20 protein-coding genes and 2 tRNA genes are annotated in these 23,298 nt (G+C 64.1%); 8 read left to right on the forward strand and 14 right to left on the reverse strand.

The window, feature by feature from the left end; translation table 11 throughout:
* Positions 1 to 77: 77 nt before the first annotated feature.
* Positions 78 to 908: a 23S rRNA (guanosine(2251)-2'-O)-methyltransferase RlmB gene (gene rlmB / locus JQ632_RS16430; RefSeq protein WP_212403626.1), complete on the reverse strand. Its 831-nt coding sequence runs from the start codon at positions 906 to 908 to the stop codon at positions 78 to 80.
* Positions 909 to 1,125: 217 nt separating this feature from the next.
* Between rlmB and JQ632_RS16435 the strand changes: the two genes are divergently transcribed.
* Positions 1,126 to 1,211: transfer RNA gene (locus JQ632_RS16435), tRNA-Tyr, on the forward strand.
* Between the two features lie 297 nt (positions 1,212 to 1,508).
* Entirely contained in the window at positions 1,509 to 1,748 is a 240-nt protein-coding gene (locus JQ632_RS16440) for a GIY-YIG nuclease family protein (RefSeq protein ID WP_212403627.1), read from the forward strand.
* A 41-nt stretch (positions 1,749 to 1,789) separates the two neighbouring features.
* Here JQ632_RS16440 and JQ632_RS16445 read toward each other — a convergent pair whose 3' ends face one another.
* The 5 genes from JQ632_RS16445 to JQ632_RS16465 form a co-directional block, all read right to left on the reverse strand.
* Complete coding sequence (locus JQ632_RS16445) at positions 1,790 to 2,821, reverse strand: LLM class flavin-dependent oxidoreductase (protein ID WP_212403628.1); 1,032 nt, start codon at positions 2,819 to 2,821, stop codon at positions 1,790 to 1,792.
* Positions 2,822 to 2,927: 106 nt separating this feature from the next.
* Positions 2,928 to 3,908, reverse strand: coding sequence for an NADPH:quinone oxidoreductase family protein (locus tag JQ632_RS16450; protein WP_212403629.1), 981 nt, complete (start codon positions 3,906 to 3,908; stop codon positions 2,928 to 2,930).
* A gap of 103 nt (positions 3,909 to 4,011) precedes the next feature.
* Positions 4,012 to 4,257: a hypothetical protein gene (locus JQ632_RS16455; RefSeq protein ID WP_212403630.1), complete on the reverse strand. Its 246-nt coding sequence runs from the start codon at positions 4,255 to 4,257 to the stop codon at positions 4,012 to 4,014.
* 29 nt (positions 4,258 to 4,286) lie between these two features.
* Positions 4,287 to 6,350: an ATP-dependent helicase gene (locus JQ632_RS16460; RefSeq protein ID WP_212403631.1), complete on the reverse strand. Its 2,064-nt coding sequence runs from the start codon at positions 6,348 to 6,350 to the stop codon at positions 4,287 to 4,289.
* Between the two features lie 191 nt (positions 6,351 to 6,541).
* Positions 6,542 to 6,928, reverse strand: a complete 387-nt coding sequence (locus tag JQ632_RS16465) for a YciI family protein (RefSeq protein WP_212403632.1) — start codon at positions 6,926 to 6,928, stop codon at positions 6,542 to 6,544.
* A 215-nt stretch (positions 6,929 to 7,143) separates the two neighbouring features.
* On the opposite strand from JQ632_RS16465, the gene JQ632_RS16470 reads away from it, so the two are divergent.
* Together JQ632_RS16470 and JQ632_RS16475 are read left to right on the forward strand one after the other, a co-directional pair.
* A complete protein-coding gene (locus tag JQ632_RS16470; RefSeq protein WP_212403633.1) occupies positions 7,144 to 7,329 on the forward strand; it encodes a hypothetical protein in 186 nt (61 codons plus the stop codon).
* Positions 7,330 to 7,360: 31 nt separating this feature from the next.
* Complete coding sequence (locus tag JQ632_RS16475; RefSeq protein ID WP_212403634.1) at positions 7,361 to 7,576, forward strand: hypothetical protein; 216 nt, start codon at positions 7,361 to 7,363, stop codon at positions 7,574 to 7,576.
* Between the two features lie 139 nt (positions 7,577 to 7,715).
* Here the strand turns inward: JQ632_RS16475 and JQ632_RS16480 are convergent, their stop codons facing one another.
* Both JQ632_RS16480 and JQ632_RS16485 read right to left on the reverse strand, forming a co-directional pair.
* Positions 7,716 to 8,114 carry a VOC family protein gene (locus JQ632_RS16480; protein ID WP_212403635.1) on the reverse strand — a complete coding sequence of 133 codons (399 nt, stop codon included), beginning with the start codon at positions 8,112 to 8,114 and terminating at the stop codon, positions 7,716 to 7,718.
* 291 nt (positions 8,115 to 8,405) lie between these two features.
* Complete coding sequence (locus tag JQ632_RS16485) at positions 8,406 to 9,122, reverse strand: ABC transporter substrate-binding protein (RefSeq protein WP_212403636.1); 717 nt, start codon at positions 9,120 to 9,122, stop codon at positions 8,406 to 8,408.
* Positions 9,123 to 9,453: 331 nt separating this feature from the next.
* On the opposite strand from JQ632_RS16485, the gene JQ632_RS16490 reads away from it, so the two are divergent.
* Together JQ632_RS16490 and JQ632_RS16495 are read left to right on the forward strand one after the other, a co-directional pair.
* A complete protein-coding gene (locus JQ632_RS16490) occupies positions 9,454 to 11,862 on the forward strand; it encodes an ATP-binding protein (RefSeq protein WP_212403637.1) in 2,409 nt (802 codons plus the stop codon).
* Positions 11,863 to 12,207: 345 nt separating this feature from the next.
* Positions 12,208 to 12,281, forward strand: a tRNA-Gly gene (locus JQ632_RS16495).
* 330 nt (positions 12,282 to 12,611) lie between these two features.
* On the opposite strand, the gene JQ632_RS16500 is transcribed toward JQ632_RS16495, so the two are convergent.
* The 6 genes from JQ632_RS16500 to JQ632_RS16525 all read right to left on the reverse strand — a co-directional run bounded on the left by JQ632_RS16500 (position 12,612) and on the right by JQ632_RS16525 (position 19,604).
* Positions 12,612 to 13,976, reverse strand: a complete 1,365-nt coding sequence (locus JQ632_RS16500) for an FGGY-family carbohydrate kinase (protein WP_212403638.1) — start codon at positions 13,974 to 13,976, stop codon at positions 12,612 to 12,614.
* A 136-nt stretch (positions 13,977 to 14,112) separates the two neighbouring features.
* Entirely contained in the window at positions 14,113 to 15,228 is a 1,116-nt protein-coding gene (locus JQ632_RS16505; protein WP_212403639.1) for a substrate-binding domain-containing protein, read from the reverse strand.
* A 47-nt stretch (positions 15,229 to 15,275) separates the two neighbouring features.
* Complete coding sequence (locus JQ632_RS16510; RefSeq protein ID WP_212403640.1) at positions 15,276 to 16,268, reverse strand: ABC transporter permease; 993 nt, start codon at positions 16,266 to 16,268, stop codon at positions 15,276 to 15,278.
* The gene (locus tag JQ632_RS16515) at positions 16,265 to 17,251 is read right to left on the reverse strand and encodes an ABC transporter permease (protein WP_212403641.1); all 987 of its coding nucleotides are present in this window, start codon (positions 17,249 to 17,251) and stop codon (positions 16,265 to 16,267) included. The genes JQ632_RS16510 and JQ632_RS16515 overlap by 4 nt, the downstream gene beginning before the upstream one ends.
* Positions 17,248 to 18,789, reverse strand: a complete 1,542-nt coding sequence (locus JQ632_RS16520; RefSeq protein ID WP_212403642.1) for a sugar ABC transporter ATP-binding protein — start codon at positions 18,787 to 18,789, stop codon at positions 17,248 to 17,250. Before JQ632_RS16520 ends, JQ632_RS16515 begins: the two co-directional genes overlap by 4 nt.
* 2 nt (positions 18,790 to 18,791) lie before the next feature.
* Positions 18,792 to 19,604: a DeoR/GlpR family DNA-binding transcription regulator gene (locus JQ632_RS16525; RefSeq protein WP_212403643.1), complete on the reverse strand. Its 813-nt coding sequence runs from the start codon at positions 19,602 to 19,604 to the stop codon at positions 18,792 to 18,794.
* 184 nt (positions 19,605 to 19,788) lie between these two features.
* On the opposite strand from JQ632_RS16525, the gene JQ632_RS16530 reads away from it, so the two are divergent.
* Both JQ632_RS16530 and rhaI read left to right on the forward strand, forming a co-directional pair.
* Complete coding sequence (locus JQ632_RS16530; protein ID WP_212403644.1) at positions 19,789 to 21,885, forward strand: bifunctional rhamnulose-1-phosphate aldolase/short-chain dehydrogenase; 2,097 nt, start codon at positions 19,789 to 19,791, stop codon at positions 21,883 to 21,885.
* A complete protein-coding gene (gene rhaI, locus JQ632_RS16535; protein ID WP_212403645.1) occupies positions 21,882 to 23,180 on the forward strand; it encodes an L-rhamnose catabolism isomerase in 1,299 nt (432 codons plus the stop codon). Before JQ632_RS16530 ends, rhaI begins: the two co-directional genes overlap by 4 nt.
* Positions 23,181 to 23,298 lie beyond the last annotated feature (118 nt).

Genomic DNA, 23,298 nt, shown 5'->3' on the forward strand with positions numbered 1-23,298 from the left:
ACCGAACCGCCGTATACGGACCCGTACGTACGGTGGTGTGGGAGGGGCGGAGCTGAGAGGCTCCCCCCTATCCCGATTTAGCGCTTCATGAGCCCAAGCCGGCTGGCGCCGACATAGAGCGACAGTACCGCGGCGTTCGACACGTTGAGGCTCTTGATCTCGCCGGGCATGTCGAGCCGCGCCACGACGCTGCAGGTCTCGCGCGTCAGTTGGCGCAGGCCCTTGCCTTCGGCGCCGAGCACCAGCGCCAGCGGTTCGCGCAAAGCGACTTCGCTCAAGTCCTCAGAACCCTCGCTGTCGAGCCCGACGGTCTGAAAACCGCGCTCGTTCAGCGCCGTCAGCGCGCGGGCGAGATTTTGCACGGTCACCATTGGCACCAGCTCGAGCGCGCCGGAAGCGGCCTTCGCCAGCACGCCGGTTGCCTCGGGGCTGTGGCGCGCGGTGGTGACGATCGCCTTGACCGCAAAGGCCGCGGCCGAGCGCAGGATGGCACCGACATTGTGCGGGTCGGTGATCTGGTCGAGCACCAGCACCATGCCCTCTGGCGCGAGCGTCTCGATGTCAGGCGAGAGCAGGGGATCGGCCTCGGCGAGCAGGCCCTGATGCACGGCGTCCGGCGACAGCAGCCGGTCGATCTCCTGGGGCCGGACGATCTCGGGCGTGATCCGGGTCGGGATGTTGTCCTCGGCGAGCCGCCGGGCGGCGTTCTCGGTCAGGATCAGCTTGCGGATCCGCCTGTTGGGGTTGGCGAGCGCCAGGGTCACGGTGTGCCAGCCGTACAGGATGGCAGGGCCGTCGGATCCCGAATCGCGGTCGCGCCAGGCCGGGCGGCCGGCCGATTTCTCGCCTCTCTTGAAGGGCTTACCGCCGCCGCGGCGGCCCTTGGGAGCGAATTTTCGATCGTTCATGGCTGCGCTTGTGTCACGGGTTCCGGAATATGGCAATTTGGCCGTCCCCAGAGGCCATTATGGACGATTTTCCCCGAACGCCTCGGTTGACTTTGCCCTGCCGCATCGCCCATAAACGCGCCCGGTCGCGCCCCGATCCGGGTCGTCGCGGCCTTCACGTTCCATGGCCGTCTTCGGTCGCCGGCAAACGTCCGGACCGATCATGCTGCCGTCGAGCGGGGGAGTGTCCCGAGTGGCAAAGGGAGCTGACTGTAAATCAGCCGCCTCATGGCTTCGAAGGTTCGAGTCCTTCCTCCCCCACCAGCCTTCGCTCGCTTCGCGAGCTACGGCTCGGCAAGCCAGCCCAGGTGGCCGTGGCGCGAAGCGAGCGAAGGCTGCCGCGCCGTAGCCCGCAGGGCGTAGGCGGGCTTTTCTCCACCAGGAAAAACCTGCATATGATGCCATCGTCGCGAGCTACGGCTCGGCAAGCCAGCCCAGGTGGCCGTGGCGCGAAGCGAGCGATGGCTGCCGCGCCGTAGCCCCGCAGGGCGTAGGCGGGCTTAGAGACCTTCGGCATTGCGATGTATAGGATAGCGGGCGTTCAGCCTTCGAGGGGCCCGGATGATCTACGTGTACATCCTCAGGAGCAAGAGCGATCCAAGTCGCTACTATGTCGGTCTCACTTCTGATCTCCGCGCGCGTCTCAAGAGGCACAACGCTGGTGAAGTCCCGCACACATCGAAGTTCGCCCCGTGGGAGCTCAAGACATATGTCGCATTCTCGGACGAACAGCAGGCCATCGCCTTCGAGAGATATCTGAAATCAGCCTCCGGCCGTGCATTTGCCAAGAAACGACTCTGAAGCAACCGTATCGGGTTCGTCGATCTGGTAACGCCGCCGCCTCACCCCATCATCTCCCGCACCATCGGCACCACCTTCCGCCCGTAGAGCTCGATGCTCTTCATCAGCTTCTCATGCGGCAGGGGACCAGCCGAATATTTCAACTGAAACCGCGCGATCCCGAGCGCCTTCGCGGTCGTGGCGATCTTGCGCGCTACGGTTTCGGGTGAGCCGACGTAGAGCGAGCCGTGGTCGGCTTCGCTCGCGAACTCGTCACGGCCCATCGGCGGCCAGCCGCGTTCCTTGCCGATGCGGTCGCGCATGGTCTTGTAGTCGGTCCAGAGCTCTTCGCGCGCCTGCGCGTCGGTCTCCGCGACGTAGCCCGGCGAATGCACGCCGATCGGCTTTGGCGTCCGGCCGAATTCCCTGAAGGCGCGGTGATAGAACTCGACATAGGGCGCAAAGCGCGCGGGATCGCCGCCGATGATCGCGAGCATCAGGGGCAGATCGTAGTGCGCGGCGCGCACCACCGATTGCGGGCTGCCGCCGACGCCGATCCAGGTCTTTAGCGTGCCGCTCTCGACCGGAGGAAACACGCGCTGGTTCTGCAGCGGCGGGCGCAGATTGCCCTGCCAGCTCACCGGCTCCTGCTTCAGGAGCGCCGCGAACAGGTCGAGCTTCTCCTCGAACAACTCTTCGTAGGATCGCAGGTCGAAGCCGAACAGCGGAAAGGATTCCGTGAACGAGCCGCGGCCAAGGATCACCTCGGCGCGGCCGCCCGAGATGGCATCGAGCGTGGCAAAGCGCTGGAAAACGCGGATCGGATCGTCCGAGCTCAGCACCGTCACGGCCGAGCCGAGATGGATGCGCTTGGTGCGCGCGGCGATCGCGGCGAGCACCGTCTCGGGCGAGGAGATCGCAAAATCCGAGCGATGGTGCTCGCCGAGCCCGATGAAGTCGATGCCGAGCTCGTCGGCCAGCACCGCCTCGTCGACGACGTTGCGGATCACCTGCGCATGCGGCAGCGCTACTCCGGTCGCGCCCTTGGTGACGTCGCCAAAGGTATCCAGTCCGAGCTCAAGCGGTTTGGTCATTGATCAGGTCTCTGTGGGGAAGAACCCGAGAGATAAGGGACCGTCGTCCCGTCACAAGACCGTGCAGCGAAATGCTCGGTTTCCATTCGTGAACCCGACGCGGGGCTTACGACGGGATCCGCACCACCATCTTGCCGAGGGCGTCGCGCGCTTGCATCGCTTTGAAGGCGTCGCGAAAATCGGCGAATGCGAACACACGGCCGACCACGGGTTTGAGCTTGCCCTCGGCGAGCCACGTCATCAGCTCGGCGATCAGGCGCCTCTCGACGTCAGGTTCGCGCGTCGGAATCTGCGCGAGATCGACGCCAAGGAGCGCGCCTCCCTTGAGCAGCGGCAGGTTGAACGGCAGCGCCGGGATGCTGCCCGCCGCGAAGCCGACCACGAGATGCCGACCGCGCCAGGCGATCGAGCGAAATGCCTGCACCGAGATCTCGCCGCCGACGGGATCGAAGATGACGTCGGCGCCGCGGCCGGCGGTGAGCTCCTTTAGTGCGTCGCGCCAGTTTGCTTGCGTATAGTCGATGACGGCGTCGGCGCCGTGCTGCCGCGCAAAGTCGCGCTTCTCCGGCGTGGAAGCCGCAGCAATGACGCGCGCGCCGAGCAGCTTGCCGATCTGCACGGCAGCAATGCCGACGCCGCCGGCTGCGCCCAGCACGAGGAGCTGCTCGCCTGCGGCCAGCATGGCGCGCGAACTGAGCGCATAATGCGCGGTCAGATAATTGGCGCGGAAGGAAGCGCCGACCTCCGCCGTGACGCCGTCAGGCATCGCGTGCACCGCCTCGGCGGCGACGGTGATGTATTCGGCGAGCGCGCCCGATCGTGCCATGCCCATCACGCGCGTGCCGGGCACGTAGCCGGCACCGTTGCCGGGAGCCTCGTCGACCACGCCGGCAAACTCCGTTCCGGGTGTGAAGGGCAGGGGATCCTTGGTCTGGTACAGCCCCTGAACCTTCAGGCCGTCGACAAATCCGATTCCGGCAGCGTGAACCTTGATCCGCAATTGTCCGGCCGCGACGGGCGGCATCGGGATGTCCCTGAGCTCGATTTGATCGATCGGCGCATAGTGTTCGACGACAACGGCTTTCACGCGGAATCTCCTGGATATCCGACGGGCAGGCGGAACCGGCCCGCGTCTTCGGGCTACCGTGCCCCCATTCCGCGCCGATATCTTGCGTCGCCGCGTCGCGACGTCAGAATGTGAACTTCTCGGTCATCTCGCCGGCACTGCGGGCTCGCAAGACGCGCCGCCGCAGCTGCTTGAGCCCGTCGATCTCGGCGTCGATGGCCTGGATCGCCTTCATCTGCTGCTGGCGAAGCGCGCGCCTGTCCCTGATGTGGACCATGGTCTGGTCCTTCGACTTCTGAAGCACGTCACGGGCAAGCCGCCGAAGAGCATCGAGCTGCGCCACAATCTCTTTCTTGCCTGCGTTTGCCATCGATCCGCTCCTTGATGAGTCTTCGGCGTCTACCGCCACATGCCCCGCATGCGTGCGCCGACGTCGATCCTCGGCCCTTGCGCGGCTGTCCGCGCCTGACCGCTTGCTGCTTGCGGCCAGCTCGTTCGCTCGAACAGCGGAACGAGCGCCTCCGGAATGAAGCGGGTGCGCGAGGCATAGACGTGGCGGTCGCCCTGCGCGGCCTGGCCGTGGGTGAAGAAGCGCTGCGGTACCACCAGGTGCAGATCGTCCTTCGCCCGTGTCATCGCGACATAGAGCAAGCGGCGCTCCTCCTCGATCTCGGCGCTCGTGCCGGTGCCGAGGTCGGAGGGCAAGCAGCCGTCGACGACGTTGAGCACGTAGACCGACTTCCATTCCTGGCCCTTGGCGGAATGGATCGTCGACAGGATCAGATAGTCCTCGTCGAGCAGGGGAACGCCGGCCTGGTCGCTGGTGGCATCAGGCGGATCGAGCGTCAGCTCGGTCAGGAATTTCTCGCGCGAGGCATAGCCGCCGGCGATCTGCTCGAGCTGCACGAGATCGGCGCGGCGCGTCTCGGAATCCTCGTGGATGCGATCGAGATGCGGCTCGTACCAGAGCCGCGCGCGTTCGAGATCGGCAGGCCATTCGGAGTAGCGCAAATTCTCTATTGCCTGGACGAACGCCGTCCAGTCGGCGCCGGCCCGCGGCGGGGCGGGGAGCTGGACGAGCGCATGAATGGGATTGGCGCTCTCGGCCATCTGGTCGAGCACGCGCTGCGCGGTCGCCGGCCCCACGCCAGGCAGGAGATGGAGGATGCGAAAGCCGGCGACGCGGTCGCGCGGATTTTCGACGAAGCGCAAAAGCGCCAGCATGTCCTTGACGTGGGCGGCGTCCAGAAACTTCAACCCGCCGAATTTCACGAAGGGAATGTTGCGTCGCGTCAGCTCGATCTCGAGCGGGCCGCTGTGCGAGGAGGTACGAAACAGCACCGCCTGGTGCTTCAGGAGCGAACCCTGCTCGCGGTTGGCGAGCACCTGCTCGACGATGTAGCTCGCCTGTTCGGCCTCGTCGCGCAACGAGACGAGCTGCGGCTTCTGCGAGGAGGTACGGTCGGTCCAGAGGTTTTTTGTGAAGCGCTCCTTGGACAAGCCGATGACGCCGTTCGCGGCCGACAGCACCGGCTGCGTCGAGCGGTAGTTGCGGTCGAGCGTGACGATCTCCGCCCGCGGCGAGAACTGTTGCGGAAATTCGAGGATGTTGCGCACGGTCGCCGCGCGAAACGAGTAGATCGACTGCGCGTCGTCGCCGACGACGGTGAGCCCGCGTCCTTCAGGCTTGAGCGCCAGCAGGATCGAGGATTGCAGGCGGTTGGTGTCCTGATATTCGTCGACCAGCACGTGATCGAAGCGGCTGCCGATCTCCTCGGCGATGCCGGCATCGCTCATCATTTGCGCCCAGTAGAGCAGGAGGTCGTCATAGTCGAGCACGTGCTGCGCCTGCTTGGCCTCGACATAGGCGGCAAACAGGCTCTTCAGTTCCGAAGCCCAGCCCGAGCACCAGGGATAGTGCTGACCCAGTACCTTTTCGATCGCCATCTCCGCGTTGACGCAGCGGGAATAGATCGAGAGGCAGGTGCCCTTGGCGGGAAAACGGCTTTGCGTTTTCGATAGGCCGCATTCGTGCCGAACCAGGTTCATCAGGTCGGCGGAATCCTCGCGGTCGTGGATGGTGAAGGCGGGATCGACGCCGATCCGCTCGGCATATTCGCGCAAGAGCCGCGCGCCGATGCCGTGGAAGGTACCGGCCCAGGTCAGCGCGTCGCGCATCACTGCGGCCTTGTTCTCGCCGAGCACCTTGCGCGCGATGCGCTCGACGCGGGACGCCATCTCGGCCGCCGCGCGCCGCGAAAACGTCATCAGCAGGATTCGCCGCGGGTCGGCGCCCGCGACGATCAAATGGGCCACCCGGTGCGCAAGCGTGTTGGTCTTGCCGGAGCCGGCACCGGCAATGACGAGGAGGGGGCCGCCGATCGTGCCGCCGTCGCCCACGCCATGTTCGACGGCGCGGCGCTGCTCGCCATTGAGCGTATCCAGATATGTCGCCGCCGTCACGAATCGCCCCCCTGAGAGTGGGGCAGAATCGGCGATATCAGGCCAATCTGCAATCCGGCTGGACGCCGGGCGGTTTAGGACCTACGGGAAAGGCGTCCCGCCGTTCCCCGCCGTATCTGTGGTTCCTGACTTTTGGCGGGCTTCTGATCCAGCGCGCTTTCACGTCGGGACCGGCGAAGTAGCGCCGTCTCTCATCCGTCGGCCGGTGTCGCGCCAAACCCGTCGGCCGGCACGTAAAGCTTGACCGGGCGGATTTCGTAGACCGCAGTCGGATTGACCTGACGCAGCCTCCGCGCCGCGGCGATCACCTCATCATCAGTGTCGAATTCCACGAGGTGGAAGCCCAGAAGCTGCTCCTTGGTCTCGGCAAACGGGCCGTCCAGCACCATGCCCGCGCCGGGGCCACGCACGGTGCGGGCCTTTCGGGTCTCATCCAGACGGGCAGCCGGCCCAGAATGTCCGCTTGCTCGCAGGGGGGCCTGAACCTCGATGACTTTGGCTACGACCGCGGCGTCTTCCTCCGGCGTCCAGGACAAGACCTCGCTTTCAACATGATAGGCCAGGATGGCGTAGAGCATCGTTACCTCGTGTGCATTTTGCGTATCCGCGCGGACTGAAGACGTATCACGCAGGCCGTCCCCGACAACCCGCCGACACGAAATATTGCGTCGTTCTGCCGCGACGAAACAATCCTGAAACCCGATTGTGAGGTTGCCGCCTGAACGCGACGCGGAACCGTTGCGACTGATAGCCACTGAGAACGCTGCACAAAGCAGCGGCAGCGGAGGCGGCAATGTCAGGTCGAAGCATCAAGATCATCTGTGACGCACGGCGATCGGCGCAGTCCGATTCGGGCGATCTGCACGACCAGTCCGGTCACCATCGCTACTATGGCAGCTCGGCCTCGAACGGCGGCGAGCAGATCGTCGAGAGCCGGCGCGGCAAGCGGCCGCGGTCGCTCAATTTGTTCGGCTTCTGATTGCAGCGCGCGCGAGGGGAGTCCGTTTGACATGACCCTTTCCACCGTGCTGATCGCTGCACTTCCGTTCGTGCTGTCGCTTGCAAGCAGAACCAACCACGCCATCGCGCCTTGCGCGGTTGCGAGCGTGCTCACGCTGTTCCTCAGCGCGGAGCCCTACCGCGGCATGCTGGCCTGGTCGATCGGCATGCTGATCGCGATCATTGCGCTGCGCGAGCGGCTTCGCCTGATCTCGTTCTGGCCCTAGCGCGTTTTCGAGCGAAGTGGATACCGGTTCGCGTCAAGAAAACGCGCCTAGTTGATCGAACGCGGGGAGACTGCAACGGACGGGCGCCAATGACGGGCGTGATCGACCGATACGCAGCAAAATCATCTCGACCTGTCGCTTATCGAGATCCAAATCGCTGTTTGGCGGCGTCGGTAACGGGAGTATACAAGCTAACCAGCGTGCCCTCGGGGTCACGGAATTGAGCTGCGCGATTGCCCCATGGCAAATTCTTCGGCTCGTGAACGAGTTCGACTTGGTCCTTCAATCGCGCAAACTCGGCATCAACGTCCGTCACTTGAAATTCGATGATTGCCGTACGGTTGGCGGCGGGTTCGGCACTTCCTTCCTTGAAGAGAGCTACAGTCTCCGCGCTTCCGACGGCGATCGCGGCTGTCGGGGTCACGATCTCAGCGAAGACCGGTGCGAGCCAATCGGCCCTCTTGCCTGTCACCTCTTCGTAGAAGCCCACCACGGCTTTGATGTCGCGGGCGATCAGACGTATTGAGGCGAATTTCATAAACCCAGCTCTTCTGAATGTTTCAGCGCTTCCATGGCGCAGTATCGCCCCACTGCTGACAGCGTCCTGTCAGCAGCACCCAGGCACGCACTGCACCAAATGGCTGCAATCTGACCCATGCATGCTTTCCTAGACAGACTTCAGCTACTGGCCCATCGCGACATACTGCGCTGCCGCACGAGCTTGGTCGCTATAGGAGCAAAGCCGACGTAGTCACCAGTCACTGACGCCGCCGGTTTATAGGTACACGGCCTCGAGTCCCGTTCCGATTCCATCGGTACGGACTTGGCCCTAGCGCCCGCTCAGCACCTGCTTGACCAGTGACGCCCGCAGTTGCGCCAGTTCGCCGCTGGCGTCCATGTCCGCGATCGCTTTGCCGATCTTCGGGACGAGATCGCGGTGCCGCTCGTGCAAGTAATGATAGATGTAGATCCGCTGCAGCGGCGGGGAGAGCGGATAGATGCGGGCCTCCAGATTGAGCTTCCGCACCGCGACCAGCCCGCTGAACAGATCGGTCACGATCAGGTCGAAGCGGTCGGCGTCCAGCATCTGGATCATGTTCTCCAGGCTTGTGGTTGCCGTGACGCGGCTCATGCCGCGGGTGCCGGCTTCCGACGAGCCGACACCGCGCACGATGCCGATGCTGTAGTCCCTGATCGAATCCCAGCCGGCGACGTCGAAGCGAAGCTTGGTGGTAAAGACCGAAGGCTCGATATAGTTGATCGGTGGCGAGATCTGCACCAGCGTCGGATAATCTTTCGCGAGGTTGGCGATTCTCTGGATTTCGCCATCGAGCTCGCCGGTGCTCGAGAGTGCGAGTGCGCGCTTGCCAGGGACGTCCTCGAATTCGAGCTTGATGTTCAGACGCGCGTAGACAGCCCGCAGCATTTCCCCGCCGACATATTGATCCGGGATGTCGGCGATTCGGGCGAGCCGGATCACCGATTGGGCCTGCGTCGGGCTGCCATGAAGCAGCAGCAGCGCTGCTATGAGAACTGTCCGCCACATGACGCGTCTCCGTGTCCGTCCATTGCTACCGCTGGATTGAGGGATCAACGCGATCTACCGGAAGGTGGTCCGTTCCCAGGGCCGCTTCAACGCGCCGCATCGGGCGGCTCCGGACTTTCACCGATGTCAATCTAGCATGCGCGGTGCTAGTTTGTGACGGGCTCCTGCCGCTGGGCGCAACATTTGACCCCCGGTTCGCCAATCGCCCAGGGGCTGGAAGGGAGGCTGCGCGAGAGGGGCAGGTCTTGAAGGGGTAGGCCGAACGTCGGCTTGCTCGAGGCTGCGTGGGACTGGCCTCGGCAGGGATGCCGCCATCACGGGGGAGCGGTGCATGGGCAGTGGAGGAGAGAACGACCTTGGCCGCAAGCGCGTCGTTGCGCCGGCGGCTTCGAAGGACGAATTGAGCGGTATCGGAGCGCCGATCGCGCCGCCGCTTCTCACTGCTCGTTTGTCCCGAATTATCAACTGGCTTGGCGGCGGCATCGGCCCGCGCCTTTTGGCCGCAGTGCTCTTGTTCAGTTCGGTCGTGACGCTGACCCTGACCGCGTTGCAGCTCTATCTGGACTATGATCGTGAGGTGAGCGCGATCGAGACGCGCCTCGACGAAATCGGCCGAAGCTATCTCGGCAGTCTTGGCGAAAGCCTGTGGAGCCTCGATCAGAACCAGCTCCGGCTCCAGCTCAACGGCATCCTGCGTCTGCCCGACATCCGCGCCGCCGAGGTCCGCGAGATCGCCGATCGTCCCAATCCCATCCGAATCGCGGTCGGCGAATCCACGACGCGCGCGGCGATCGAGCGGGACTATCCGCTCTCCTATGTCGTGGCGGGGACCAGTCGCCAGATCGGCGTGCTTCATGTTCGGGCAACGCTGACGGAAGTGTATCGGCAACTCGTCAACCGAGGACTGGTGATCCTGGCAAGCCAGGCGGCAAAGACCTTCCTGGTGTCGTTCTTCATCATCTACATGGTCTACCTGCTGGTGACCAGGCATCTCGTCGCCATCGCCGGCTTCGTCAGCAAATACAATCTGGCGCGGCCGCCGCCGCCGCTTCAGCTCGACCGCCGGCCGCCGCGCGATCCGGACGAACTCGACAAGATGATCGACGCGTTCAACGCCATGTGCGCGAGCCTCCAGCGTGCCTATGGCGAGTTGCGCCGGGCCAATACTCAGCTCGAACGCGACCTCGTGATCCGGCAGCGCGCCGAGGAGGACGCGCGGCGAAGCGAACAGCGTTTTCGCGACTATGCCGAGACCGCGTCCGACTGGTTCTGGGAGACCGGGCCCGACCACGTGTTCACCTATATCTCGGACCGCGCGGACGCCTTCGGCATCGGCGGCAACTACGTGATCGGCAAACGCCGTGGCGACACCGCGGCCGACCGCGACAGCGAGCCGCAGAAATGGCTCGACCACCTGGCCTTGCTGGACCGGCACGAGCCGTTCCGGAAGTTCGAGTATCGCGGCCGCGACGCGGCCGGACGGGTCCATCATATCAGCGTCAACGGCCAGCCGGTCTTTGCGGACGACGGCCGCTTCCTCGGCTATCGCGGATCGGCCACCGACCTCACCGAACAGCACGAGACCGAGGAGCGGCTGCGGCAGTCGCAGAAGATGGACGCGATCGGGCAGCTCACCGGCGGCGTCGCGCACGACTTCAACAACGTGCTCACGGTCATCACCGGCACGATCGAGATCCTGCAGGAGGGGCTCGCGGACAAGCCGCAGCTTGCCGCGATCGCCCAGCTCATTGACGATGCGGCGACGCGCGGCGCCGAGATCACCACGCAGCTCCTGACCTTCGCGCGCCGCCAGCCGCTCGAGCCGCGCGAGATCGACGTCAACGGTCTCGTGCTCGAGACGGCGCGGCTCCTCAAGCCGATCCTCGGCGAGCACATCAGCATCGAGACGGCGCTCGCTGAGGATGCGTGGTCCGCGATGGCCGATCCCTCGCAGCTCTCCTCGGCCATCGTCAATCTCGCCGTCAACGCACGCGATGCGATGCCGGGCGGTGGCATGCTGAGGCTGGAGACCGCCAATCTGGCGTTCATGTCGATCGCGGATTCCGGCGACGGCGAGGTACGGCCGGGCGAATTCGTGATGATCGCGGTCACCGATACCGGCCATGGCATCCCCGCCGAGATCCGTGCCCGCGTGTTCGAGCCGTTCTTCACCACCAAGGGGATCGGGCAGGGCACCGGGCTCGGCCTCAGCATGGTCTACGGCTTTGCCAGGCAGACCGGCGGCACCGTCAGGATCGAGAGCGAGGAAGGCCGCGGCACGGTGGTCAGACTGTTTCTGCCGCGTTCGGTGGGACAGGCGGCGGCGCGCGCCGAGCCGGTGCAGACGCCCGGCCTGCCGCGCGGACACGAGACCATCCTCGTGGTCGAGGACGATCCACTGGTGCAGGGCTATGTGATCGCCCAGCTCGGCAGCCTCGGCTATCGCACGCTGGTCGCCGGCGACGGCGCGACCGCACTCGCGTTCGTCGACCAGGGAGCCAAATTCGACCTCCTGTTCACCGACGTGATCATGCCGGGCGGGATCAACGGCAAGGAATTGGCCGATACGATCCGGGCGCGCCGCGCGAGCGTGAAGGTGCTGTTCACCTCGGGCTACACCGACAACACCCTCATGCATGAAGGCCACCTCGATCCCGGCGTGGCGCTGCTCAGAAAGCCGTACCGGAAGGCGGAGCTGTCGCGGAAGCTCCGCGAGGTGCTGACGGGCGGGCCCGGCTAAAAAAGGATCGCTCAAAAGAAAAGGCGCGGCGGGAGTGAACCCGTCGCGCCCGATCTGTTGTCTCGCTGGTCCAGGGCTGAGAGCGCCCCGATGCCAGGCTCTCATCCGAGAAGCTAGCGGGCGATCCCAGCGAGGTGACAGCGCTTGAGATAAGACACTGGATCACCTCCTTTCGTTGGTTTCGGGAGATTTTAATATAGGGGCCGGCAACCGCGCTGTTAAGACCGGAATCGCCGGGGGCTTAGGATCGGAACCGGGACCGCTGCCAAGTCGCCTGTCAGGCCGTCTGTCAAGTCGCGCAGGGCGGTTGAGGCGGCCGTCCCGCCGTGTTAGGTGATCCCCAACGCGGGTGTAGCTCAATGGTAGAGCAGCAGCCTTCCAAGCTGAATACGAGGGTTCGATTCCCTTCACCCGCTCCAATGTTTTCAATGATTTAGCGCGTCAAGGCCTCTTCATTCTGACAAGCGGCGCTTTCTCATTCTGACAAACGTTCACTTTCCCTTCGCTTGTCTTGCCCCGCGCTTGATGCGTTTCATTTGCGCATCCTGCTTGGCCTCTTCATCGTCGTGCAGATAGTTGGCCATGGCTTTCGTCGATGCCATTGGCCCTTCTTCATCAACTGAGTTTCCGTCAAGCCGGACGCACTCGCCTCTAACGACGGGATGGTCGCGGCCGGAGCCGTTGTTGTTTCCTCGGGTAATCCCGCCGGGCTTCAGGAATCAACTCGGGTAGCAGCAAGGCGATAAGCTTCAACGCGCGATCTGATCGACTGACGCCCTCCAGGCGTCGCGATACGCGTCGAGGCCGGCGATCGCAGCCGGATGAACGGGCGTCGGCGCTGCGATGGGATAAGTCGGGGGCCAGTGCGCCAGCAGGGCGGCGCCGCGTGCGGTGCCTGCGGCGTCCTTCGCCGCAAAGATGCGCTGTTTCGGCCTCAGGGCGCCGAGCAGCTCGCAGAAGGCGGGATTGCCGACGAAGGGGCCTTCGATGACGAAATCGCCGCTGGTTGCGCCCATCCGCGTCAGCATGAGATCGCTGATCAGCGCACAATAGAGCGTCGCAAGCGCCGTGCGATCGGCTGCTGCGACGTCGCCGACGATCACGCCCTCGGTCGCCGCATAAGGTCCGCCCTGACCAGAGAAGCAGGGCAGGGCCATCGCGCCGGAGACGATGACGCGCTCAACCGCGTCGAGATCCGGATTGCCGCCGCCGCCCGCGATGACGGCGAATTCGCGTCCTCCCATGAAACGCCCGCAGGCGATGGGACGGCCCAGCGCGTCGACGTTGGCGAGCGTGTCGTCGCGAGGATCGAGCTGATCGAGCGAAAGGCCCACACACATCAGGATCACCCAGGTGCCGGTCGACAACACGGTGAACGGTGCCTGGCGCGAGACGAGGTAGGGCAGTAGCGAAGCGTTGGAATCGTGGATACCGCAAAAGACTTGCGTTTCAGGCGCGAGCCCGGTTAGGGCGGCGATTTCAGGCTGAATCGGACCGATTGGATCGAAGGCGCGGCGCAGCGGCGGCAGCAAGTGGTCGACGCCGAGAGCTTTGACGAGGCTCGAGACCTGTCCCTGCCGCGGCGCCCAGAGATCAGTATGGGCGCCGAGCGAGGTGACTTCCGAGGCTGCAACGCCGCTCAGGCGCCAGGTCCAATATTGCGGATAGCCAACGAAATACCTTGCTTTGGCGAAAAGGTCCGGACAGCGCCACTTCTGATAGGCGAGCTGCCGGCCGAGATTGAGGCCGGCCGGTACTTTCGGCGACAGGCTCTCCGAAAAGGGCGGGCGCAGCCTGGCATAGTCGGGCTCGATCACTTCTACGCCCGTGAATTCGTAGTCCATGACCGGAGCGGCGAGCTCGCTCTCGCCGATCAAAGCGCCGGCTGCGCCATGCGCGGTCGGAACGATCGCACCGATCTGATGCGCGCGTGCAGCCTCACGAAACGCATCGAGGAAGAAGTTCCATGCGCTCTCAACATCTTCGTGCGGATAGGGCGGGCCCGGCCGAACGCAGTTGGGCGCCGACTTTTCCCAGAGAAGTCGGCCGTCGTTAAACAAGGCAAGCTTTACGTTGGTCTTGCCGATGTCAAGGACTGCGACCGTCTGGCTCATCGTCAAGCTCAAGGCAAGTGGAACATCTCGACAAGCAACATCACCACCGTGTCATGGCCGGCTTGTTACGGCCATGACAGCGGAGGCCAAAAGTGCGTCGCACGCGAGCGTTCTGTGGCCGGGCGACGAGTCCAGATCAGAAATCGAAGTCCTTGATGTTCTGCTTTGTGAAGATGAAGGGCGAGCCAAGCAGGATCTCGCTGCCATTGACCACGTTCAGCTTGCCAAGCTTGCCCGCGTCCACCGAGGTCGCGCCCGGCTTCAGGCTGCCGTCGACCACGGCACGCATCACGTAGGTCGCGGCATAGCCGAGATCGACCGGATTCCACAGCACGACCGACTTCACGCAGTCCGCGTTGACATACGGCTTCATCGCATTGGGCGTGGCAAGGCCGACCACCGCCACCTTGCCGCAGAGCTTGGCCTTGGTCACCGCTTCCGCCGAAGCGGGTGTCGCGACCGAGGTCATGCCGAACAGGCCAGCGAGCTTGTCGCCATGCTTGTTGATCAGCGTCGTCGCCTGGTTGAAGGACAGGTTATTGTCCTCCTGCGCCTCGACCGTTTCCAGCCATTTCAGCTTGGGGTGACACTTCTGCGCATAGGCCCACATCTCGGCGATCCAGCGTGCCTGGTTCGGCGTCGTGAAGGTCGAGGTGACAATCGCGAAGCTCTTGTCCTCGCCAGCCTCCTTGGCCATCGAGTCGATCATCGCCTTGGCGATGCCGTTGAACTCGGCCTGGTTGACGAACCATTCGCGCGCATCCGGCGTCGAGTTGGCGTCATAGCCGATGACATGGATGCCCTTGGACAGGGCCTTCTTCAAGACCGGCGCGATAGCCACCGGATCGTTGGCGGCGAAGAGAATGCCGTCGACGCCGCTGGTGATGTAATTGTCGATGAACTTGATCTGCTCGTCGATCTTGGCTTCGGTCGGGCCGTCGGTCTTCACCGTGACATTGCCGAGCGCCTTGGCGGCGTCCTGCATGCCTTTCGACGTCGCGTTGAAATAGCCGATGCCGATCAGCTTCGGCACGTCGACGAGCGTGATCGGTTTGCCGGCCTTGTCGGCCGCATTGGTTGGCCGGCCGCCGTCATAAGGCTTGGCCGCGGGCGCGGCGTTGGCCTCACCAGCCGAACAGGCAAGCGGATTGACCGGCAGGTCGTCCGCGCCGTCCCATCTCTTGTCCGCCGCCGAGGCCGTTCCGGCCAGCAGCGTCGCGCTGAGGAATGCAGCAGCAAATCCGAGTTTCATTTTGTTTCCTCCCATGTTGAAGCCGCTTTTCGCGGCCAGTCATTCCATCAAACGCCCTCACGTCGCCGCTGGAGCGAACTCGCCACAAGAGTTGAAAGGATGAGCACCGTGCCGATGACCACAATCGTCGCGTCGCCCTTGACGCCGGTCAGGGCCAGCCCGTTTTTCAGGAGCTGGATCATCGCCAGGCCGACCACGGTGCCCCAGATCGTGCCGACGCCTCCGAATATGCTGGTGCCGCCGAGCACCACCGCCGCGATCACGTCCAGCTCATAGCCCATCCCCATGTCCGAGCGGGTTGTCGTCACGCGCGAGACGAGAACACAAGCCGAGAGACCGGCCATGAAGCCCGATAGTGTGTAGATGATCAGTTTGACGCGATCGACCGGCAAACCGGAAAAGCGCGCGGCGGTCTCGTTGTTGCCGATCGCATAGAGTGTCCGGCCGAAAGTGGTGCGGTCAAGAACGATTGCCGCGACCACGATCGAGATCAGCAAGAGCCACAGCTGAGCCGGCACGCCGAACAAATTGTCTTGTCCAATGAAATAGAACCATTCCGGGTAGCCGCGCACCGAACGCGCCTGGCTGATCCCCTCGGCGAGCCCGCGATAGAGGGCGAGCGTCGCGATCGTCATGATCAGCGGCGGCACTTTCACCCTGGTGATGACGATCCCGTTGAGGAAGCCCGCTGCGGCACCGACGAGCAGCGAGAAGCAGATCGCCAGCGGCAAGGGAAAGCCGAATACCTTCCAGGAATAGCCAAGCAGGATCGCGCAGAGCCCGACGATCGAGCCGACCGAGAGATCGATGCCGCCCGTGATGATGATGAAGGTCATCGGCAGCGCGATCAGCCCGACCTCGGTCGTCAGCCTGCCTTGATTGAGCAGATTGTCGAGCGTGAGGAAGCGATTGTTCAAGTAGCCGAGCACGATCAACGCAACGAGCAGGATCAGTGCGAGCATGGTCTCGTGGCGCAGCAGCCACCAGGGCACGACACGCTTGGCGCTGTGGGGGAGAGGGATTTCGCTCATGGCGCTCATGCTCCGGCCATGCGCCGGCGCCGCAGAATGTCGGCGATCACGGTCACGAGGATGAGCACGCCCTGGACCGCGCGGATCCAGTAGGGCGAGACGTCGATGAAGACGAGCGCGCTGGCGATCTCGGCGATCAGTACGGCGGCAAGCGTCGAGCCGACCACTGTGCCGACGCCGCCGAGAATGCTGACGCCTCCGACGACCGACGCGGTGATGATCGTCAGCTCGAGATTGGGCGGCACGGTCGACTGGATGACGCGCAGCTGCGTCGCGTAGAGCAGAGCGGCCGCTCCAGCGAACAAGCCATGCAGCGCAAAGACCATGACGATCGTGCGCGGCTGCGAAATACCACAGAGCCGCGCCGCTTCGGCGTTGCCGCCGACTGCGTAGATGGCGCGGCCCGAGGCCGAGTAGCGCATCCACAAGGCTGCCAGGATCGTCGCCAGGATCATGAGAAAAACCGGAAACGGCAGCACACCGAGGAGTTCGATATCAGCGAGATGGAAACTGTCGGGCAGGTCGGTGATCCATTTGCCCCCGGTGACGCTGATCAGGCCGCCTTTGAGGATCGACAGCATGCCGAGCGTAACCACGATCGCCGGAATGCGCAGATAGGCGATGATGACGCCCTGCAAGGCCATCACGAGGATGCCGACAACGAGTGCTGCCAGCCAGGCGACCACGATCGGCGCGCCGTTCACCGCCAGAGTGCCGCTGATCGTCGCCAGGACGCCGATCAGCGCGCCGACGGAAATATCGATGTTGCCGGAAATGATCACCATCGACATGCCGACTGCGGCGACGGCGATATAGGCGTTGCCGAGCAGCACGTCGGAAAGATTGCGCGCCGCCAGGAAGCGCGGATTGTAAAGGCCGACGGCGATGGCGAGGCCGATCACCGCGATCGCGAGCAAAGCCTCCTGCGAGGCAAGCACCTTCAGCCGCCGCCGCAGATCAACCTCGGCACCGGCTAAGGTCACCGTCGTCATGCCGCTTCCTCCGCGTTTTCATGGCTACCCATCATTGCGGCGCCGATCGATTCCTGGGTTGCTTCTTCGCGCGAGAATTCGGCAACGATACGGCCTTCGCGCATCACGAGCACGCGGTCGCTCATGCCGAGCACCTCTGGCAGCTCGCTCGAAATCATCAGGATCGCAAGCCCCTGGGCCGCAAGCTCGCCCATCAGCCGATGGATCTCCGCCTTGGCGCCTACATCGATGCCCCGCGTCGGCTCGTCGAGGATCAGCAGCTTCGGCGCATTGGCGAGCCATTTGCCGAGCACGATCTTCTGTTGATTGCCGCCGGAGAGCTTGCCCGCGATCTGCTCGATCGAGCTAGCCTTGACCGCAAAGCGCCTGACACCGTCGCCAGCCAGCTTGCGCTCGGCGCCGCGATCGATGAAGCCGCCGAATGCGACCTTGCCAAGTGCGGCGAGGCTGAAGTTCTCACGCACCGTCATCGGCCGCACCAGGCCTTGCGTGCCGCGATCCTCGGGAACATAGGCGACGCCCAAAGACCGTGCCTGCGCTGGCGAGCGGATGTCGACCTTCTGTCCGGTGATCCGGATTTCGCCGTTGTCCGCTGGCGTGACGCCGAAAATGGTTTGCGCGAGTTCGCTGCGACCCGAGCCGACGAGGCCGGCAAGGCCGACGATCTCGCCGGCGCGCACCGTGAGCGAGACGCTCCTCGTCAGCGGCCGTCGTTCGAGGTCCTTCACCTCCAGCACCGGCTTGCCGATCGAAACCGCGATCTTCGGGAACAGGCTTTCGATCCTGCGGCCGACCATTAGTTGCACGAGCTCGGCGGCGTCCGTGTCGGCGACGCGCTTGGTCGCGACATGTGCGCCGTCGCGCAGCACAGTGACACGATCGGCGATCGCGAAAATCTCATCGAGCCGATGGCTGATATAGATCACGGCGACGCCGCGGGCTTTCAGCTTGCGCACGATGTCGAAGAGCCGCGTTACGTCGTACTCGGTCAGAGCCGCGGTCGGCTCGTCCATGATCAGGATGCGCGCGTCCTGCGACAGCGCGCGCAGGATTTCGACGCGCTGGCGATTGCCGACACTGAGGGAACCGACGACCCGGTCGGCCTGCAAGTCATGAATCTCGAGCGAAGCGAGCAGCGCATTCGTCTTCTCGTGCATCGCCCGCCAGTCGATCCGGCGGAGGTTGGCGCGGGGCGCATGCCCCATGAAGATATTCTCGGCGACTGTGAGCTCCGGAAACAGCAGCAGTTCTTGATAGATCGTGGCGATGCCGGCGCGCCTTGCATCGTCCGGCCGGGCGAGGTCGACCGGCTTGCCGTCCACGAGTACTTCGCCGCGATCGGGCGGGAACACGCCGGAAACGATCTTGATCAGCGTCGACTTGCCGGCGCCGTTCTCGCCGAGCAAGGCGTGGACTTCGCCCCTGACAGCGTCGAACGAGACGCCGGACAGCGCCCGCACGCCTGGAAAGGACTTCTCGACCGTGCGCACCGACAGAAGCGGTGTTGCGGGAGTTTCGCTGTGCAGGTCCGTTGTCATGGTCACGCCGCCGCATTGGTTTGAGCGCCAGCATCGACGACAACGACACGGACACCGTGCGCGCGCAGCATGTCGAGTGCATCGCTCGGCGCATCGGAATCGGTGATCAGCGTATCGATGCGCGAGAGTGGACAGACGACAAGGCTGCCGCGCGAGACGAATTTCGAGGAATCGGCGAGCACGATCAGCTTGTCGGCACGCTTCAGCAGTTTCGATTCGGCGCGGGCGAGCAGGGGATCGCCCTCGATCACGCCGAGCGGGCCGATCGAGATCGCACTCATGAACATCCGCGTCGCCGAGTAGTGCTGGATCGCATCCTCTTCAAAAGGCGAGACGATCATGCCCTGCTCACGATAGACCTCGCCACCCGGCAAGGCGACGCGGCATTTCGACGTGTGGATCAGCGCGTCGGCGAGCAGATAGGAATTGGTCAACACCTTCAGACGGCGCTCGCGCAGATACTCGCCCATCTGATACGTGGTCGTGCCGCCATTGATGATGATCGTCTCGCCATCGGCGCAGAGGGCGACTGCCGCTTTCGCAATGGCACGCTTGGCGTCGATATTGAGCGTCTGGCTGACGTCGAAGGAGCGAGTGGCAAGGGAGAGGACGTCGCCCGGCGCGTTGGCGGTTTCCGGCAGGGCTTCGAGTCCGCCGTGCACCCTTATCGCGACACCTTGCTCGGCGAGCCTGGCGAAATCGCGCCGTATCGAGGCTTCGGAGACGCCGGTCGCGCGACAAGCGTCGGCGATGCGCACCAGCGACCGCTCACGCAAGAGTGCCTTGATGACCTGCCAGCGTTCCCGCTCGTGCACGTCGCCCTCCCTTTTGCCCGTAAATAGGTCACGCTCTCGACCAGTGGTCAACTGCAAACCGTCAAATTCGCTCAATATCGCGCTGCATCAATCATATTGCGTCGCAGTGTTGAGTGTCGGTGATTGACCTTGATTGAATCCGTGGCCTAAGCTGCCCAGAGATCAAGCACAGGGAGAATGCCTAATGAGCGAGGTCGCGGCCGCGCCCCTGCCAAATCTCTGGGACGACGCGCTCGCCGGCGGGCTCGATGAGGCAGGTCAGTTGCTGTACCGCTCGAACCTGCTCGGGGCCGATCTGCGCATCACCAATTTCGGCGGCGGCAACACCTCGGCCAAGATCGAGATGAAAGATCCGCTGACGCGCGAGAATGCACGCGTGCTCTGGGTCAAAGGTTCGGGCGGCGACCTCGGCTCGATGAAGCGCGACGGCTTCGCGACGCTGTACCTCGACAAGCTCGAGAGCCTGAAAGGCCTCTATCGCGGCCTCGACCGTGAGGACGAGATGGTCGCATTGTTCAATCACTGCACCTTCGATCTCAATCCGCGCGCGACTTCGATCGATACGCCCTTGCACGCTTTCGTGCCATACCGGCATGTCGATCACGTCCATGCCGACGCGGTCATCGCCATTGCCGCGTCAGTCGACGCCGAGCGTCTGACCCGCGAAGTTTTCGGCGGTAAGCTCGGGTTCCTGGCGTGGCAGCGGCCGGGCTTCGATCTCGGCCTGAAGCTTGGCGAGATGGCTGCGCGCCATCCCGACTATGTCGGCGTGGTCCTCGGTGGGCACGGGCTCTTCACCTGGGCTGAGACGTCGAAAGCCTGTTACGAGATGACCTTGCGTGTGATTCAGCAGGCCGCCGATTGGCTGGCGGAGCATGAGCAGAAGCCGGCCTTCGGCGGCGCCAAGGTCCAAACCGCCTCGCCGGAAAAACGCCGCGCGATCGCGGCCAGGCTGATGCCGCTGATCCGCGGCAAGATCTCCGCGGACGAGCGCAAGATCGGTCATTTCACCGATGCCCCGGAAGTGCTGGAGTTCGTCAACTCCAGCGCGCTGACGAAGCTGGCGCCGCTCGGCACCTCCTGTCCGGATCACTTTCTTCGCACCAAGATCCGGCCGTTGCTGCTGCCCTACGATTCCGTGCGCGACAATCTCGACGAGGTGATCGCCGGCCTTGACGACTTTCTCGCCGCTTACCGGCGCGACTACGCCGCCTATTACGGGCGCTGCAAGCATCCGGACTCGCCGGCCATGCGCGATCCCAACGCGGTCGTGTATCTCGTTCCCGGAATCGGCATGTTCACCTTTGCCAAGGACAAGGCGACGGCACGCGTTGCGGCCGAGTTCTACGTCAACGCGATCAACGTCATGCGCGGCGCCTCGGGCGTCAGCGCCTATGTCGGCCTTGCCGAGCAGGAGGCCTTCAATATCGAATACTGGCTGCTGGAAGAGGCCAAGCTCCAGCGCATGCCCAAGCCGAAATCGCTTGCCGGGCGGATCGCCTATGTGACCGGCGGCGCCGGCGGCATTGGCGGGGCGACCGCGCAGCGGCTGCTCGGCGAAGGTGCTTGCCTCGTCATTGCGGATATCGACGAGAAGGCGTTGAACGAGCGCGTTGCGGCGATCACGAAGCGCCATGGCCGCGACGCGGTGATCGGTGTGAAGCTCGATGTAACCGACGAGGCGGCGGTGGTCGCTTCGTTCGAGGAAGCCGCGCGCGCCTTTGGCGGTGTCGACATCGTCGTCTCGAATGCCGGGATCGCCTCGGCCTCGCCGGTCGAGGACACGAGTCTTGGACTGTGGCAGCAGAACATGGACATTCTCGCCACGGGCTATTTTCTCGTCTCGCGCGAGGCATTCCGGCTGATGCAGCGTCAGAACATCGGCGGCGCCATCATCTTCGTCGCCTCGAAGAACGGCCTTGCCGCCTCGGCTGGCGCCTCGGCCTATTGCGCCGCCAAGGCGTCGGAGATCCATCTCGCCCGCTGCCTGGCGCTGGAAGGCGCGGCGCATGGCATCCGCGTCAACACGGTCAATCCGGACGCGGTGCTGCGCGGCTCGAAGATCTGGGAGGGCGAGTGGCGCCAGCAGCGTGCGGCGTCCAACAAGGTCACCGAAGACCAGCTCGAGGAAGTCTACCGCCAGCGCTCGATGCTCAAGCTGTCGGTCTTCCCCGAGGATATCGCCGAGGGTGTCTATTTCTTCGCGTCCGACCTTTCGGCCAAATCGACCGGCAACATCCTCAATGTCGACGCCGGCAACGCCCAGGCCTTCACGCGATGAACACGCCATTCTCGATCAGCGCGGATTTCATCGCCGAGCACAATGCGCGGCGCGAAGAAGCGACCATCGAGGACTATGACGCCCTGAAGCGTGCGCTGGCGCGGCACGGGATCGATGCGGAAGCCCTGGTGCAGAAGGTCATGGCCTTCGGTGTCGCCATTCCGACCTGGGGTGTCGGCACAGGGGGCACGCGTTTCGCCCGCTTTCCGGGGCCGGGTGAGCCGCGCAATGTCTTCGAGAAGATCGACGATTGCGCCGTGATCCAGCGATTGGCGCGGGCGACTCCGACCATCTCGCCGCACATTCCGTGGGACAAGGTCGCCGACTATGCTGCCTTGCGCGAGCAGGCTGCGACGCACGGCCTTGCCTTCGATGCGGTCAATTCCAATACGTTCCAGGACCAGCCGGGACAGGAGCTTTCGTACAAGTTTGGTTCGCTGTCGCATACCGATGCGCGTGTGCGCGCACAGGCCATCGCCCACAACGTCGAATGTATCGAGATCGGCCGCAAGCTCGGTTCGAAGGCGCTGACCGTCTGGATCGCCGACGGCTCGAATTTTGCCGGCCAATCGAATCTGACCAAGGCGCTCGACCGCTATATCGGTGCGATGCGCGAGATCGTCATGGCGCTGCCCGCCGACTGGCGGGTGTTCCTCGAGCACAAGCTTTACGAGCCGGCATTCTACTCGACCGTGATCTCGGATTGGGGAACGAGTTTCGCCGTGGCGCAGGAACTCGGGCCCAAGGCGTATTGCCTCGTCGATCTCGGCCATCATGCGCCGAACGTGAATATCGAACAGATCGTCGCCCGGCTCGTTCGCTTCGGGAAGCTCGCGGGCTTTCATTTCAACGATTCAAAATATGGCGACGACGATCTCGACAGCGGCTCGGTTGATCCCTTCCGGCTGTTTCTCGTCTTCAACGAGCTGATCGACGCCGAGCGCCGCAAAGCGGATGGGTTCGCGCCCGCTTATATGATTGACCAGTCGCATAACGTGACCGATCCGATCGAGAGCCTGATGCAATCGGCGATCGAGTTACAGCGCGCCTGCGCGCAGGCCCTCATCGTCGATCGCGCGGCGCTCGATGCCGCGCAAGAGGCCAATGACGCGCTCGGCGCGCATCTCGAATTGAAACGCGCCTTCACGACCGACGTCTCGCCGCTCCTTGCCGTCGCCCGCCTGCGCGCCGGCGGAGCGATCGCGCCGATCGCAGCCTACCGCGCATCCGGTTATCGGGCGCAAAAGACGAAGGAGCGTCCCGCCGTTGCCGGGACATCGGCGGGAATTGTATAGGCGAGAGGCCTTCGCGCGGCGCATCGTTATCTGATTTCCGCCGTCAGAGCCTCCGCAGCGCTCGACCGCCATCGACGTCCGGCTCTCGATAGCGTGAGCGCGAAGGCGCGGCCGATGC

The organism is Bradyrhizobium liaoningense (assembly GCF_018130955.1).
GTDB classification, from domain to species: domain Bacteria; phylum Pseudomonadota; class Alphaproteobacteria; order Rhizobiales; family Xanthobacteraceae; genus Bradyrhizobium; species Bradyrhizobium liaoningense_C.